At 35.4% G+C, this 16,395-nt stretch carries 16 protein-coding genes; 14 read left to right on the top strand and 2 right to left on the bottom strand.

What is annotated here, in order from left to right; all coding sequences use genetic code 11:
* Positions 1-44 precede the first annotated feature (44 nt).
* From tatC to FHY47_RS05770, 7 genes are all read left to right on the top strand, one after another.
* A complete protein-coding gene (gene tatC, locus FHY47_RS05800) occupies positions 45-788 on the top strand; it encodes a twin-arginine translocase subunit TatC (RefSeq protein ID WP_066107156.1) in 744 nt (247 codons plus the stop codon).
* A gap of 327 nt (positions 789-1,115) precedes the next feature.
* Positions 1,116-1,958: a DegV family protein gene (locus tag FHY47_RS05795; RefSeq protein ID WP_139891799.1), complete on the top strand. Its 843-nt coding sequence runs from the start codon at positions 1,116-1,118 to the stop codon at positions 1,956-1,958.
* A 142-nt stretch (positions 1,959-2,100) separates the two neighbouring features.
* Entirely contained in the window at positions 2,101-3,711 is a 1,611-nt protein-coding gene (locus tag FHY47_RS05790) for an ATP-binding protein (RefSeq protein WP_187393438.1), read from the top strand.
* A gap of 125 nt (positions 3,712-3,836) precedes the next feature.
* Entirely contained in the window at positions 3,837-4,937 is a 1,101-nt protein-coding gene (locus tag FHY47_RS05785) for a metallophosphoesterase (RefSeq protein WP_148629817.1), read from the top strand.
* 246 nt (positions 4,938-5,183) lie between these two features.
* The gene (locus tag FHY47_RS05780) at positions 5,184-5,768 is read left to right on the top strand and encodes an SCO family protein (protein WP_225983581.1); all 585 of its coding nucleotides are present in this window, start codon (positions 5,184-5,186) and stop codon (positions 5,766-5,768) included.
* A 94-nt stretch (positions 5,769-5,862) separates the two neighbouring features.
* Positions 5,863-6,726: an SGNH/GDSL hydrolase family protein gene (locus FHY47_RS05775; RefSeq protein WP_139891802.1), complete on the top strand. Its 864-nt coding sequence runs from the start codon at positions 5,863-5,865 to the stop codon at positions 6,724-6,726.
* Positions 6,701-7,297, top strand: coding sequence for a YpmS family protein (locus FHY47_RS05770; RefSeq protein ID WP_066107139.1), 597 nt, complete (start codon positions 6,701-6,703; stop codon positions 7,295-7,297). Before FHY47_RS05775 ends, FHY47_RS05770 begins: the two co-directional genes overlap by 26 nt.
* Before the next feature lie 53 nt (positions 7,298-7,350).
* Here the strand turns inward: FHY47_RS05770 and FHY47_RS05765 are convergent, their stop codons facing one another.
* Positions 7,351-8,088, bottom strand: a complete 738-nt coding sequence (locus FHY47_RS05765) for a DUF4397 domain-containing protein (RefSeq protein ID WP_139891803.1) — start codon at positions 8,086-8,088, stop codon at positions 7,351-7,353.
* A gap of 166 nt (positions 8,089-8,254) precedes the next feature.
* Here FHY47_RS05765 and msrA point away from each other — a divergent pair, with 166 nt between their 5' ends.
* From msrA to FHY47_RS05750, 3 genes are all read left to right on the top strand, one after another.
* Positions 8,255-8,779 (top strand): peptide-methionine (S)-S-oxide reductase MsrA, encoded by a 525-nt coding sequence (gene msrA / locus FHY47_RS05760; protein ID WP_395940460.1) that lies wholly within the window; start codon positions 8,255-8,257, stop codon positions 8,777-8,779.
* A 35-nt stretch (positions 8,780-8,814) separates the two neighbouring features.
* Complete coding sequence (msrB, locus tag FHY47_RS05755; protein ID WP_148630276.1) at positions 8,815-9,204, top strand: peptide-methionine (R)-S-oxide reductase MsrB; 390 nt, start codon at positions 8,815-8,817, stop codon at positions 9,202-9,204.
* A 316-nt stretch (positions 9,205-9,520) separates the two neighbouring features.
* Complete coding sequence (locus FHY47_RS05750; RefSeq protein ID WP_148629815.1) at positions 9,521-10,297, top strand: DUF7683 domain-containing protein; 777 nt, start codon at positions 9,521-9,523, stop codon at positions 10,295-10,297.
* Positions 10,298-10,678: 381 nt separating this feature from the next.
* Here the strand turns inward: FHY47_RS05750 and FHY47_RS05745 are convergent, their stop codons facing one another.
* Positions 10,679-11,773, bottom strand: coding sequence for an SGNH/GDSL hydrolase family protein (locus tag FHY47_RS05745; RefSeq protein ID WP_148629814.1), 1,095 nt, complete (start codon positions 11,771-11,773; stop codon positions 10,679-10,681).
* 148 nt (positions 11,774-11,921) lie between these two features.
* Between FHY47_RS05745 and FHY47_RS05740 the strand changes: the two genes are divergently transcribed.
* The 4 genes from FHY47_RS05740 to FHY47_RS05725 all read left to right on the top strand — a co-directional run bounded on the left by FHY47_RS05740 (position 11,922) and on the right by FHY47_RS05725 (position 16,158).
* Positions 11,922-12,083: a YjcZ family sporulation protein gene (locus tag FHY47_RS05740; protein WP_066107118.1), complete on the top strand. Its 162-nt coding sequence runs from the start codon at positions 11,922-11,924 to the stop codon at positions 12,081-12,083.
* 209 nt (positions 12,084-12,292) lie between these two features.
* On the top strand, positions 12,293-13,756 hold the full coding sequence (locus tag FHY47_RS05735) for an NAD(P)/FAD-dependent oxidoreductase (protein ID WP_066107115.1): 1,464 nt from the start codon (positions 12,293-12,295) through the stop codon (positions 13,754-13,756).
* Positions 13,757-14,061: 305 nt separating this feature from the next.
* Entirely contained in the window at positions 14,062-14,301 is a 240-nt protein-coding gene (locus FHY47_RS05730; RefSeq protein WP_308810532.1) for a YozE family protein, read from the top strand.
* Positions 14,302-14,403: 102 nt separating this feature from the next.
* Complete coding sequence (locus FHY47_RS05725) at positions 14,404-16,158, top strand: ATP-binding protein (RefSeq protein ID WP_139891806.1); 1,755 nt, start codon at positions 14,404-14,406, stop codon at positions 16,156-16,158.
* Positions 16,159-16,395: the final 237 nt, after the last annotated feature.

Genomic DNA, 16,395 nt, shown 5'->3' with positions numbered 1-16,395 from the left:
TTCTTGCACCTCTTTAAAGGGATTCAGAAAGGCGTGACTCTAGTTTGGAAGAGAAAGAATTAAATATGATAGAGCACCTTGATGAATTGAGAACAAGGTTAATCATCACAGTAACTGCTTTTATACTGTTTTTATGTGTATCTTTTTTCTTCGTTAAAGACATATATAAATTTTTTACTCGTAATGTAGATGAGAAGCTTATTGTACTTGGCCCTAGTGATGTTATGTGGATTTACTTTACAATAGCCTCCATAGTGGCTATTGCCTGTACAATACCTGTTCTAGCAATTCAACTCTGGCTGTTTATTAAACCTGCACTTTTGAAACACGAACAAAAAATTGCATTATCCTATATACCTGCATTATTTCTTCTGTTTATAGCAGGATTATCCTTTGGCTATTTTGTCATCTTTCCAATCGTTATGAGTTTCTTGACAGATTTGGGTAATGATGTGATGACGACATCCTATACGGCAGATAAATATTTGAAATTTATTATTCATATGTCATTGCCGTTTGCATTTCTCTTTGAATTGCCAGTCGTCATGATGTTTTTGACGTCCTTGGGTATCTTGAATCCGTATATTATGGCGAAGTATCGGAAATACGCATATTTTGTGTTAATCGTGGTTGCGATTATTATTACACCGCCTGAATTTTTATCTGATTTTGTAGTTTCAGTTCCGTTATTGCTGTTATATGAAATCAGCATTTCACTATCAAAATTTGTATATAAACGAAAGCTAATAAAAGCAGAACAGTACGAACTGGAACAGGATTTAAATTAAGTACGAAATTTGAATGCAGCAGAGTGTGAATCTACAGTGATTCACACTCTTTTTATTTTTAATAATAGAATAGCTTGGAGTTTATATACATGATGAGGGGAAATAATAAATAGTTAAATTTAGGAAATATATATTTAGTACAGCTGCATGCCAGTTATGCTTTCGTTTAACGGGAATTTAACAAATTTACATGGTAGGATTTGCTGGAATTGAGTATTTGAATTATAAGAATTTTTCATAAACTTATATTAAGGAAAATGAAATTCATTTAAATTTAATTTTCTACCATGTATAATATGATTAGTCATACATATAGGAAGTGAAACTATGCCAAATATTAAAATTGTTACTGATTCCACGCTTGATCTGCCAAAGGAGATCATCGCAGAAAATGACATAACAGTTGTACCACTTTCAATAACAATAAATGGCGAAACATACATTGATGGAGTAGATATTACATCTAAAGAATTTATTACCAAAATGCAGCAATCAGAAGAATTGCCAAAAAGTTCACAGCCCCCAGCGGGTGAATTTCTGGAAGTATATAATAAGCTTACAGAAGATGGAAGTGAAGTGTTGTCTATTCATATGACTGCTCAAATGAGCGGTACTGTACAATCGGCTCAAACTGCTGCCAGAATGGCTGATGGGAAAGTTACTGTAGTTAATTCCAAGTATATATCCAATGCATTAGGATTCCAGGTACTAGCGGCATCTGAAATGGCAAGAGAAGGTAAAATGATGGATGAGATTGTTGAACGATTGGATCATATTAGGGAAAATACTCGACTTTTTGTTGTGGTGGATACCCTTGAGAATTTAGTTAAGGGCGGCCGAATTGGAAAAGGAAAAGCAATGTTAAGTTCTCTCTTAAATATCAAACCGATTGCTTCACTTGATACTGGAGAGTATACCCCTGTAGCGAAAGTGAGAAGTCAAGGTCAAATCGTGAAATTCTTAGTGAAGCAGCTTATGCAGGATATTGAGGGGAAAGTTCTAAAGGGGATTGGTATAACCCACGCAGATGCAATGGAACTTGCAACAAAATTGAAAGAAATGATAATCCGTGAACTTGGTATAGATGATGTACCAATTTATGAAACAACACCGATTATTAGTACACATACGGGAATTGGGGCAATCGGCTTTATGTATTACGCCGACTAATTTAACAGTAAAAGAAATGCACTATCCAAGATGGAGATAGTGTATTTTTTTTGGATTTTGTTATTATTTTATATTTATTACAGGAAAACTGCCTAATTTTGTCTAATTATAGATAGATACTATGAAATTGTGTGAGGGATCTATGAAGAATATAAAAAAGCCGATGTCAATCAAACGCAAAATTTTGACGCTAATAGTTTTGATAATGCTCATTACTATCATTCTTATCTCAATTATTGGGTATAAATTAATGAATGCTTATACAGAAGATATATTGTATGAAAGAGGTAAGGGGATGGTTATGGTTGGCTCATCAATGATTTCCTCCCGATTAATAAATGAAGCTTCAGTTAATACTGATTCCTCAATTGGTGCAAGGTCTAAACTGAAAACCTATCTAAACGAAATGGATAAACAGAGTAATCACTTATATTCCGGACATATTATTTTATATAACGAAAATAAAAAGCATTATGAAATCATCAGTGCATCAGATGGTACTCAACCTAATGGTATAAAGGAGGGGTCCCCCTTTATGCCAAGCAAACGAACCCTACCTTATATTCAAAAGGTCATACATGGTGAAAATCCGCAAATAACAGAAATATATAAGGAATCTTCGAATAAATGGGTCAATGCCTATGCTGGGATTGATGGATTAGAAGGGTCTAATAAAGCTATATTAGCGGTGACAATCAATGCAGATGAAGTGCTCACGAAAAACTTGTATTGGACACTCCTATTCATTGGAAGTATATTGATCATTTTTTGTATGGCATATGGTGTCCTTCATCATTATATAAATAAATTAATGAGCCCTGTTCATAAGCTGATTAAAGGGATAACGAAGGTAAGTCAGGGTGAGTTTAATATAAAGTTAACCGAAGATTCCTCAACAGATTTTGAGGAGCTTTTTGAACAATTCAACTTTATGGTTCATCAGCTTCATATTTTATTTGAAAAGCTTTCAATTACTTCAGTACAAATTGGTTCCAAATCTGATAATGAAATGCTGATTAATAATTTTGATGAAGCCATAAAGGAAATTGATAATATTGTATATAGGACGAGTATCCAAAAAGAGCTGCAACAAGCTGAAAAAATGAATGCCATTGGACAATTAGCAGCATCTGTTGCTCATGAGATTCGAAATCCTATGACCGTTGTGAAAGGATTTCTGCAAATCTTCCAAAATAAAAGCAAGTTATCTGAAGAGGAATTATCATATATAAAATTAATGGTGGACGAAATCAATCGGGCTGAAGGAATTATTAACGATTATCTATCTCTTGCCAAGCCGGACTTAGGATCGAAGGAATATGTGATGTTATCAGAGTTCTCCGCTCATATTGTTGATTTAATGAACGGATATGCCTTAATGGTCAGCAATATTCATTTACACTTCGAATTGGATTTCGACTTGGAAATATACATAAATACAAATGAAGTGAAACAGGTATTAATCAATATTATGAAAAATGGGATTGAGGCAATGAAGGATGGCGGCGAACTGACTTTATCCATTCAGAAAGAAGGAGAGTGTATAGTCTTTTCGATATCAGATACAGGTATTGGCATGAGTGAGGAACAAATAAAACGTTTAGGCACAGCCTTCTACTCATTAAAAGATAAAGGAACCGGCATTGGATTGATGGTTTGTTATCAAGTTATCGAGAGAATGAAAGGGAAAATTGAAGTCGAAAGTGAGAAAAACAAAGGTACAACATTTAAAGTTTATGTCCCTTTTAGTTGATATGGAATAAAATAAAAATCAAATAAATTAACAATCAAGAATAGGTAAGTCATAATAAAGTAGGATGTTACCTTATTAAACTAAAACGATAAAAATTATGTAAAAAGGAGTCTTTCGGAATACATATGTTCATTCTTATTCTGATTATTGCACTGCTGCTTTATGGTGGCCTCGTCTACTATATAGGCTGGCGGGGATATCGTTGGCTACGACCGGAATCTTCAAGCCGGCGATTTAAGATCCTATACAGCTTCATCATTATACTTGCAGCAAGCTCATTTATAATTGGCCGCTTTTCTGGGCTGACATTTTTAAATATTGTTGGTGCTTATTGGATGGCATGCTTTTACTTACTGTTAATGCTAGTTCCTCTTGCTCATATTACAGTTATTCTCCTACGCCTGACACGGCTGCATCGGCCCAAAACGCAGTTATGGTCAGGGATCATCACTGTAGGGCTGTTAATAACATTTATGATATACGGTACATATAATGCCTATAGCCCAGTCGTACGCAACTATGAACTTAAGATGGATAAAGGTTCCTCGTCCCTTGAAAACTTACATATCGTAATGGCTGCAGATACACATTTTGGGTTGCTATCGGGTAAAGACCATGCGGAGCGTTTTGTAAAGAAAGTTAACGAGCTGAATCCTGATCTAATCCTTTTGCCTGGAGATTTATTTGACGATGATGTTCAACCATTCCTTGATCAGAAAATCGATCGGATATTTTCCAAGCTACAGGCACCATATGGGGTGTATGCATCCCTTGGAAATCATGATAAGCACGATGGTACGATGCAGGAACTGATTGAAGCGTTAGAGCGCAGCGGAATTCAAGTACTGTACGATGAAACCGTAGAGGTTAAAGAAGAGTTCACTCTCATTGGGCGCAAGGATCGAACTGAGGAAGATAGGTTGCCTTTAGAAAAATTAATGAGTGGTGTAAATCTCGAAAAGCCCGCCATCTTGTTGGAACATCAGCCCTATGAACTTGATATTGCGCAGCAAGAAGGCGTTGACTTAATGGTTTCCGGTCATACCCATCGCGGTCAGATTTTTCCGGGAAATCTAATCACTGAAGCGATATATGAAAATGATTGGGGCTATTTAAAAAAGGGTCAGATGAACTCAATTGTAACATCCGGTTTTGGTTTTTGGGGACCGCCTATTCGGATTGGTACACGCTCTGAAATTGTGACGATTCAAATTCAGTTCGAGTAGGGTTTTATAACGAGTCAAAGAAACTCAAACGAAATTATCAGTGTTTAAATCTCAAAATATAATAGTGCACAAAGGGATGTTATAGCTAGGATTTAAAGCACCTTGTTCATATAATGAGCTTTGAATAATTTTAATTCAATTAAAAAGACTAAGACAATCCGTCAATCAAAGGCAAAATACTTTTGTGAAAATACAGATTTTGATAAAATTAACAGTATTAGAGATTAAACGCAGGGTGGTTAATTCATGAACTATTTTGGCAAAATAGCAATGGTATTTTTTCTGATTTTAGTTGTTAATGGTTGCTCTCAACAAGAAATACCCAATGCGGTAAATTGGAAGGTGGAGGATTTTACCTTTACGGACCAAAATGAACAAAAAGTATCAAAAGGTGATTTAGAAGGAAAAGTATGGATTGCTGATTTTATCTTTACAAATTGCAATACAGTATGTTTGCCGATGACTTCCAATATGAAAAAGCTTCAAAATATGATTACTGAAGAAGGTCTTGAAGATGTACATTTTGTTTCCTTTAGTATCGATCCGGAAGTAGACAATCCTTCTATTTTGAAAAAATACGGGGAAAGCTTTCAGGCGAATTTCGATAATTGGAGCTTCTTAACAGGGTATGACCAAGAAACGATTGAAAGCCTGGCGAAGGATAGCTTTAAAGTATTGGTGCAGAAGCCTGCAGAAGGGGACCAGGTAATTCATGGAACGAGCTTTTCATTGGTCGATCAAGAGGGCACAGTTGTTCAGCAATATTCTGGTGTTGAAGGTATTCCATTCGAGGATATTATTAAACATATAAAAATACTACAGTCAAATTAGGGGCAGGGGAAACCTGTCTTTTTTTATATCATAAGGATATTTATTGTAACTATAATGAATATAATAATGAGTAATCTTTAGGCAGGTGACAGCTATGTTTTGGAAAACCTTGATAACTGTGATTATGATATTTATGCTTTCAGGATGCAGTCCTTATCAATATTTTTTTGGAAAGCAAGTGGAAGAACATTCAGCCTCCTCTATAACAAAAGCATTAAAACGGGAAATTCCGAATGATTTCTTTCCTGCCGATGTGAAGGTAGTTTCACTGGGGGATTCCTTGACCCAGGGTGTTGGGGATAGCAGTGATCAAGGGGGATATATTCCATATTTAGTCTCCTATTTAGAACAAAATAAGGGGATAAGAGAAGCGGAATTTACCAATCACGGTATACGCGGCAATCGAACTGCAGATCTTTTAAGACGGCTGAAAACACCGCAATTAATATCGGATATAAAAACTTCTGATGCCATTATCATTACGATTGGCGGAAACGATATCATGAGAGTTGTAAAAGAACAATTTACAAATTTAACCATGAAGGATTTTAATCTGGAGGCTATTCAATATGAAGAGCGACTGAAAGAAATCTTTAGTATAATTAGACAATATAATAAAGAAGCAGAAATTTATTTTGTTGGCTTGTATAACCCTTTCGGGAAATGGATATCTGCATTTCAGGAACTGGATATTATCATGGATGATTGGAATAGCGTCAGTGAGGGAATAGTTTCTGAGGATCCAAATGCTTTTTTCATCCGAATTGATGATGCATTCTCAAAATCAAATGAAAATCTTTTATACAAAGAGGATTATTTTCATCCGAATGACAGGGGCTATGAGATTATTGCTTCACGTATATATGAGAAAATGAAAGAGAGTACTGTTAAAAACATAAATACGATGAGGATGGTACAAGAGGGGGAGAAGAATGAGGAGAATCTTCAAAATAGATAACAAGTGGAAAGGACTTTTTTTGGGGCTATTGGCAATCAACCTAATTGCAGCCTGTATCCTGATTTATTGGACGACTCGTCCGATAAAGGATGAAGAATCATTAAATAAACTAGCCACTAACGATGAAAAAGTGGAGATACCGTTTACATCCAATAAGGAAGACCTTAATCGGATTATTAATTATTATATTGAGGAAGAAAGCTCAGATAGTCCAATTAAATATGAGGTGCTTTTAAAGGAAAGTCTTGAATTGTACGGAACATTATCCGCGTTTGGCAGAAATGTCGAAATCAAGGTGTTATTTGAACCAGTTACACTCGAAAATGGGGATTTACTTTTAAAGCATGAAGCTATTCAAATTGGCGGTATGAGCTTGCCGGCAACATTTGTATTGAATTACATTAACGAAAAATATGATACACCTGAATGGGTTATGATACGACCTAAAGAAAAAAACATATATTTGGCATTAAGCCAAATGGATCTTAAGAGTGGAATCACAGTTAAAGCAAAGTCTTTTGATCTCAAAAATGATGAAATTAAGTTAAGTTTGTTAGTTCCGGTAGAATAATTGTAAAAAGAGGAATTGTACCATGAGTCCATGGATGCAATTCCTCTCATTTTTTAAATAAACACAATTTCCGGGTCTTTATGTTCGTTTCCCGAGCTTAAAATAAGCATTGTGTATATTTGGTCGGGATGGAGGGTGACGGAAAAAGGATCAAGAATCATTTCTTTCGATTTTGAACATTTCACTAAAAATTCTACTGTCATCGGAGTCAATCCAAGATAAGAGCTGGGCTTTTTATAGGCTAAATTAGAAAATATGGTATCTCCACCTGTTACAGCGATATCGATACCAGCCGAATCAGGATTTAGATTTAAACAGTTTAACTTTGTCTCCCTGGTCGGAAGAGTAAGATTATCCTCGATTGAAAAGAGAGAATATCCATTTTGATTTGCTGCAGCAATAATGGTATAAGGGGTTCCTTCTTTTATGTCTACTTTTCTGCTTAACAAAGCGGAATGTGATTGGCCGCTCGGATAAAGATCAAATTCATATTTCCCCTCAGGCAGTGATAAATAATGACTAACAGATTTAGAGGGGACGTTCTTGAAAATTCGTGTTCCGTTTATATATAAATCTATGCTTTTTACAGATGGAAGGGCATGAAAAAACCTTATCTTACCAAGCGTAGTCCGCTCATTTCCTGCCCCTTGATGAAGTAACTGATCCATATAATGCAGATGTCTATAGTAATACTTAATATACAAATCAGGATTTGTATATTTGTAATACTGGGAGAGTAAATCGTATTCCTTTGCCTTCTGATAATAGCTTTGTCCATTCATAGAGGACATTGGTCTCACTCCTCGCACTTCCAAATTATATTCTAGCTATATGCAAGAGAGCTTAGGCATGTGTCTTTATATAAGAAAAGTCTTAAGCAAACCATTTTCTTAATTGACAATAAAAGGGTAGAATATCTATACGTTTATAAATATAAACTCAAAAGGAGGTAGGATGATGGAAAAAGCAATATTTGCCGGTGGGTGTTTTTGGTGCATGGTAAAACCCTTTGACACATTTCCAGGAGTAAAAAGTGTTATTTCAGGTTATACAGGCGGACATAAAGAAAATCCTACTTACGAGGAAGTTTGTTCAGGTAGTACTGGACATGTAGAAGCAGTAGAAATTACATTTGATCCAGCTATTATAAAATATAAATTAATTGTGGAGCTATTCTGGCAGCAAATTGACCCAACAGATGCGGGCGGACAATTTTGTGATCGAGGAGACTCCTATAAGACAGCCATTTTCTATACAACCGAGGAACAAAAGGAAATTGCGGAGCAATCCAAAAAAGAGTTGGGTAACAGCGGTAGATTTACAAAGGAAATTGTAACACCGATTCTTCCTGCCAAAACCTTTTATCCAGCTGAGGAGTACCATCAGCATTTCTATAAGAAGAATAAAGATCATTATGAATCCTATCAAGTAGGTTCAGGGCGTTCTGGTTTTATTAAAGAGCATTGGGGTGAAAATAATTGACCAATTATTCTGATCGTCTAAAAGAATTAACACCTATGCAATATGACGTAACCCAGCGAAGCGGTACAGAACCGCCTTTTCGAAATGAATACTGGGACAACCAACAAGATGGGATTTATGTGGATATCGTTTCGGGAAAGCCACTCTTCAGTTCAAAGGATAAATATGACGCGGGGTGTGGTTGGCCAAGTTTCACAAAACCTATTGATGAGTCTGAAGTAATCGAAAAGGACGACTATTCACACGGCATGCGTCGCGTAGAAGTCCGGAGTAATGAAGCGGATTCTCATTTAGGTCATGTATTCCCCGACGGTCCGGGTCCTGCAGGGATAAGATACTGCATTAATTCTGCTGCACTAAAGTTTATACCAAAAGAAGAATTGGAAAAAGAAGGATACGGGCGATATGTAAAGTTGTTCAGCTGATATTAAATTGTAAAGGATAATCTCTCTAAGTGAGGACACCGTTGCCTGCTTGGGTGATTATCCTTTTTGTTATGTAATCCGTATTCGTAATAGAGCAAATGGGTTTTGGAAAATGTGAATCTGTTATTTTTTCTTTATGATATATTTTTACATCATATACCTAACGGGTTCTCGTTTCATTTTAAGAGCTTTTATAGCCTTAAATTCCCTTGCAAAGCACGAGATGTTAAAAAGAAAACTCCTGCAATTTGGAATTTCAATATGAAATTTAATGTAAATGATATACTTTACTTACGGAGAATGGAGGAGGGGCAGGGTGGTTAAACAAATAAATTTTCAGTGGTGTGTCACAAAGTTTAATCCTGATTTTAGGGATGAAAATGGGTACTATACCATAGCGGAGGAATGGACTTGTCCTTCTGAAATAGGGGAATTTATTAATGGGAAGGAATTCACTTTTCATGAATATCTTCAGGTTGAGACAGCTTATATAAATTCCATGATTAAATTCATGGAGGAAAGTAATATTGATTCACTAAGAATTTTGCAATTGGATAAGAAGATTTCTGAAGAAGACCTTACATCACCTTTATACGAACAGGAATTTGAAAAGCTGGTTCTCAAAGAAGACCTGTTGGTAAACAAAAATGAATTGCGTTTGATTTGCAAAATGATTTTGCGAAATTTTATATGGTGTAAGCTCTATAGTAAAGATCAATTCTTCATACACTTTGGCTATGATTACTATATGTATATTGGGTCCATTATAAATTGTCAATCTGCTATTCGTTTTGCTGAAAGTAATGGGTTGTTTGTTGAACCATGTACGTCACCATATTTTTTCTCTGAGGAAGAAACAACTAGGATGATTCAATGGAACGAAATTGATGATGAAGATAAGTTCGTTATTGGTGAAGAGGAACTAGTATCTATTCCATTAGATGAATATCGCAGGATTTTTAACTTATCAGCAGACCATCCAGTTACAGGCTACTTTGAAATAGAAAAAGAACAAATGGGATTTTTTCAAGCATTTTTAGAACACAGGATGAATTTTGATATATATGAGTATAGTTTTTGGGGTGAAAAATGAAGTAATTGAAAAAAGTTCCTTCCATTGCGCGCTTACTCCACTCGCTTTCCGCGGGGAGGAAAGCTTTAGCCTCCTCGGCTGCGCCTTGCTCAGGTCTCAGCCTTTCCTCTACTTCCCGCAGGAATCGTTGGCTTCCGCTTCATTCCACTAAGTTTAATAATGGGATACAGAAGGAACTAATCTATTGGAAATAAATAAAAATCCGAGCTATTAGGCGAAATATTTATTAAAATATCACCTAATAGTTCGGATTTATCATTGACTGAAATACTTATGTCCCAGCATCTTTTGCTGTTTTACGTGTTATTTTTCTAATGATTCGTAATGGAAAATTTCCTTTAAGAAGAGAAGTGTAATTAACAGACAGTTCCTTATTAACCTTTATTCTTTTTCAAGTATCCCAGAAATCCGAATATAGGATGCGTTAGTTGAATTGTGTTTACTTTGAAGGCCGGTAGGAACAATCTTTAGTTCATGTGTTCCTTCACCGAGGTTATTGGCCAGGTATATATATCTTTCTTTTTGAAAGGGCCACCAAGTACTTATGGTACTATGAAATTGATCGTCTATATAAATATCAGCCGTACCGCCATCTGGACCGCGCAGTAAAACGGCACCAACGATTGGTCCTTTAAATTGATAGATTAATTGACTCTTTTCTTTATTTGAATGCAGATATCCATTATGTTTCGTAAACCCATAATTATGATTGTATCGATCATTCATTTTTAATTGATAATCGTTTTGAATATATTTGGCTTTTGGCAGAGGCACTGATTTTTGTTCGTTATCCAATGTACTAAGGGTGTTAAAGATTTCATTCGCATATAAAGAGTACCCTTTTCCATTTGGATGAACTGAGTCCTTTGTTAACTCAGAAATTGATAATGGCGACTGTTTAAAGATTGGTCGCATGTCTACTGGGACAGCTCCATAATGCTTGCTGATATCCTTGATTATTTGGGCAAACCCCTCATCCGGCAAGCTGCTCTCGATTACAGTTATAACGTTTGCTTGTGGTGCACTGATTTTAGCGTGCCTGATTAGATTCTCATACAATTCGGCAAAATCGTCTTTCAGCATGTATTTCCTGTCATTTTCACCAAAAACAATGAAGATTAAATCTGTGTATGGGGAAACCTTTGTTTCTTGCAATTTATAGATGCCTTCAAATGAAGTGGCACCGCTTTGAACAATATATTGTCCGTTCATTTTGCTTCCATATTTCTCATGAATCATGTTTTCTAATTGGGAGAACCAAGTAAGTTCAGGCTTTTCTGCTCCCGATCCGCGACCAATACTGTCACCTAATACTAAATAGCGAATTTTTTGTCCATTCTCTAATTTATCCATTAAGCCTTGTGTTTGGCTTTTGCTGTAAAATACATTAAAACTGAAAAAAAACAATAAACCTGTGGCAACCATCACAACAAGTAATAACCCTTGCTTGCGTTTGAAAATACGATTAACCCCCATTTTTCTTTCTATAATCTAGTCTGATGTTACAATAATGTTACAATATTTACATAAAAAAGGCAATCAAATTAGGCGAATGCACATACCTAAAGGGCGAATAACACATATAGTAAAAATGTAATGATGAACTTCTAAAGGAGTGAAACAAATGTATTACGGTGGTCAAGATGGATGTTTCAGCGGTTGCGGTGGATATGGTTACGGTGGAGGTTACGGACACGGAGGAGGTTTTGGTTCCGGATTCGCATTGATTGTTGTGTTATTTATCCTCCTTATTATTATCGGTGCTTCTTTCTGCAGCCCTTGCTGATTAAAGGGAAAAAGGACGGTTATCCGTCCTTTTTTAATGGATTGGTAAAAAAATATCTTATGTTTGGATAAAAACTACATATAAACACTTTAAAGGCGAACAAAAATATAATTTACAAAAATAATGTTCGTATTTTCTGTTGACGGTTCATGTTCGCTTTGGTATGATTTTTAGTGCGGAGCAGACCTATAAATGGAGGAGATCCTCATATGAAAACGAATTATGATGTAATTATCGTGGGTGCCGGTCCTGCCGGAATATTTGCTGCCTACGAATTTACTCTAAAATTACCGGAAGCGAAGGTTCTTTTAATTGATAAAGGTCATGATATATATAGACGGAACTGCCCAATATTACAGAAGAGAATAGTTAAATGTCCGCCACCTACTAATCGAAAGAGCTTTGCGGGTTGTTTGCCTGCTTGTTCCATTACGAACGGATTTGGTGGAGCTGGTGCGTATTCTGACGGGAAATTTAATATTACAAGCGAATTTGGCGGGTGGATGACAGATTATTTATCAAAAAATCAAGTTGTGGAACTGATAAAATATGTAGATGCAATTAACATAAAGCATGGTGCTACTGATACGCTTACGAATCCAATGAGTGAAGAAGTGCGCCGAATTGAGAAGTCAGGCTATGCAGCAGGGTTAAAGCTATTGCGAGCTTATGTACGTCATTTAGGAACGGAACAGAATCTTGAAATTTTAAAAAGTATTTATGAATATTTAAAAGACAGAATAGATATGGTTTTTAAGGCAGAAGTAGAAGATGTATTAACTGAAAAGCAGGATAACCAATATGTAGCCAAAGGAATTGTTCTTAAAGATGGAGAAAAGCTATATTCTGATTATGTCGTGGTCGCACCGGGGAGAGACGGTTCCAAATGGTTAACAGAGATTCTTAAAAAACGTAAATTTAAAATGACGAGTAACCAGGTTGACATTGGTGTGAGGGTTGAAACATCCAATGTGGTAATGGAAGAAATCAATAAACATTTATATGAAGGTAAATTTATCTACAATACCTCTGTTGGTACGCAGGTTCGCACATTCTGCTCCAATCCTTCCGGGCATGTTGTAGTTGAAAATCATTCTGGAATTATGCTGGCGAATGGTCATGCTTATAAAGATCCTGAACTTGGCAGTGATAATACAAACTTTGCATTACTGGTATCCCATAAATTTTCTGAGCCGTTTGATAAGCCTACAGAATATGCCCATGAGATATCAAAACTGGCAAATGCCCTTTCAAATGGCGGTTTAATTATTCAAAAGTACGGCGATATTTTAAAAGGAAGACGATCTACTGTTAAGAGAATAAAAGAAGGTTTTATCGAGCCTACTTTGAAAGAAGCAGTTCCAGGAGATTTAGGCTTGGTTTTACCCTACAATACAATGAAAAGTTTAATAGAAATGACCGAAGCATTAAATAAAGTAACGCCAGGATTAGCATCTGAGCACACATTGTTTTATGGAGTAGAGGCAAAATTCTACTCAGCAAGACCAAATTTAGATGAGCACTTTCAGTCAGACATATTAAATTTATATGTAGGTGGAGACGGAGGCGGTATTACAAGGGGATTAGCGCAGGCAAGTGCCTGTGGGGTCTGGGTAGCGCGTGATATTATCCGTAAAGTTCAGGAAGTAAAAGTAGAACCGGTTTTAGTATAATGAAAACCTCGGATTATTCCGAGGTTTTTTTGTGAATTAATGTTATTCTGCAACATTTAATTGTTTTATAATATATGGAAATGTATTGTATTCATGTATACTTGTTACAGAATAGAAAGAAGAATTATCCGCAATATACATAGTACCAAAAAGATTTGGTGTCATTGTTGATTAACAAAATTATTATATAAATGAAGGTAATTCGTATCATTATTCGCGTGAAGTACCCCAAATCAACAAGGTAAATAATAGCATTATGTAGTTTTTTTAGGTAATATGTATAATGCATAATTAATGTTAAATGAGTGGAGCGAAAGCAAGTGAAATCTTTTTATCGATTTTTAAACACATATAGGCATGCCCTGGAGAAAAGTGAGATGTCCATGTTTGCTGAAAATGTTTTTCATGATCCCGGTTTTCCTAAGAATTCGTCTGATTATCATGAAATAAGTCTGTATCTAGAAATGAATGTTGACTATATATTGGACATGAGCCTATTTGACGATGCCTGGAATCTTTACCTTCAGCATATTGGTGAGTTATAGTTTGTAGAAAATCAGATTAACCATATCAAAGCTTTATTAAATTTTTAGTAGGATTCTTAGCTTTTTAGCAATTGAATTTAACAGAAAGAAACAGGTGTTCCTATGCCAGTTCGATTACAAACCCGTTTGTTAAGTTATTCTCTTATTATTTCAACGGTTCCTTTACTATGCCTTGGGATTATTTCGTATTCGACCCAGCGATCGTTAATTGAAAATCAAGTTAGAATGACATTGCGAACGGCCGCTTACCATGCGGCAGATACAACAGATCGTTTTATAGATGAGAGAATCAGTGATCTAGTTTATTTAAGTCGGCATTCCGATATAGAAAGTGACAATAAAACGCATTCATTGAATTTTTTGAAGGAATATGTTGAATCAAAGCCGATTTACTCTGGATATATCTATGTTAATAAGGACGGGGATGTAATTCCCTCGGAGGAGTATAATGATATCACTCCTTATTTTATAAATAGTAAATCCTTCGAAAAATCAAGTGCAGGCATTCAGTATTTGTCTAAAGTGTATAAATTAGATCGTGAAAAGCCATTTTTTTTGATTAGCACACCAATTTATACGAATGATAATGAAATAAATGGAGTATTTGCTCCAACATTTAATTTATTTCATCTGTGGAAAACGATAGAGTCCAATTTAACACTTGAGCGTGAAAAATTTCCTTATACAGCTTTTATGATTAATCACGAGGGCTGGATTGTATCAGAGCAAAATGAAGATAATATTATGAAAACAAACTTTCTGGAGGAAAATAATCTTTCACTAGATGAATTGATTTACTCTGATAAGCAAAATGAATTAATTCAATCTAAGGATGGCAAGCAGTTATTTGCTGTGAAACCAATCAAGGAAAGAACTGATGCCCAGGAGCAGTGGTATGTGGTTACCGAAGCTAGTAAAAAAGTTGTATATGCTCCATTGCTGCAATTAATTGATCGTTATCTAATGATAGGGTTAATACTGCTGATTGGTATTTTACTATTTGTATATTATATATCTAAAACAGTAGTTAAGCCTGTTGTCAGGATGGCAGAAGGTGTGGAGAGATATACGAACGGAAAAAAATATAACCAAATTGAAAGTACATATCATGAGCTAAATGTACTTAATAGGGCCTTTATTTCCATGATAGAAACCTTGGAACAACGGGAAAAGGAGATTCTCAGAACGGAGAAGCTTAAATATGTTGGCCAATTAGCGGCCGGAGTAGCCCATGAAATCAGAAATCCTATTACGACGATTCGGGGGCTTTTCCAACTATTAAGAGATCATCCCTATGATGAAAAAATATTTAAAAATTATATTGATATCATTATAGAAGAATTAAACCGTATGAATAGAATAGTCGGCGAATTATTGAATCTATCAAAACCATATCAATTACTCTTGAAAAAATATTCAGTTACTGAGTTGATTGAAGAAATTATTTTACTGCAAAGAGCGGAGTTAAATAAAAATAATATTACAATATTAAAAGATATTCATCATGAAGGAATCATTTATACAGATCGAAATCGTCTTTATCAAGTAATTTTAAATATAATCCAAAATTCTCGAGATGCTATGAAAGATGGCGGAACGATCAGCATTTTAACAGATTGTTTTGAGAATAAAATGAAATTAATCATTAAGGATAATGGACCGGGTATTCCAGCAGAAACGTTATCCAAGCTTGGTACCCCATTCTTTACGACTAAAGAAAATGGTACCGGATTAGGACTGGCAACGAGCATGAAAATCATGGAAGAGTTAAAAGGTACATTTGAAGTAACAAGCGTAGAAGGAGAAGGAACGAGCGTTATTCTAACCATTCCTTCCGATGAAGATATTTCTACTTAACTATCGCATGAAAATTTCATGGCAATCTGCTTATTCATATTTACTTGAATAAGTGGATTGCTTTTCTTTTTTACGAAAAAGATTGTATTAGTTGAAATTAAAAACTATGTCTTTTTCCGACAGTCATAGAATGGGTAACAATTGATTTACTGTAAATACAGTAGGGGACAGGAAGAAAGCAGCCAACTCTGTCACAAATCCAGTCTAAATCGGTGAATTAAGCCAAAGTCAAAAATA

It is taken from the genome of Bacillus sp. E214, from assembly GCF_008087365.1.
GTDB lineage: Bacteria > Bacillota > Bacilli > Bacillales > Pradoshiaceae > Pradoshia.
This window is presented reverse-complemented; position numbering and strand designations above follow the sequence as displayed.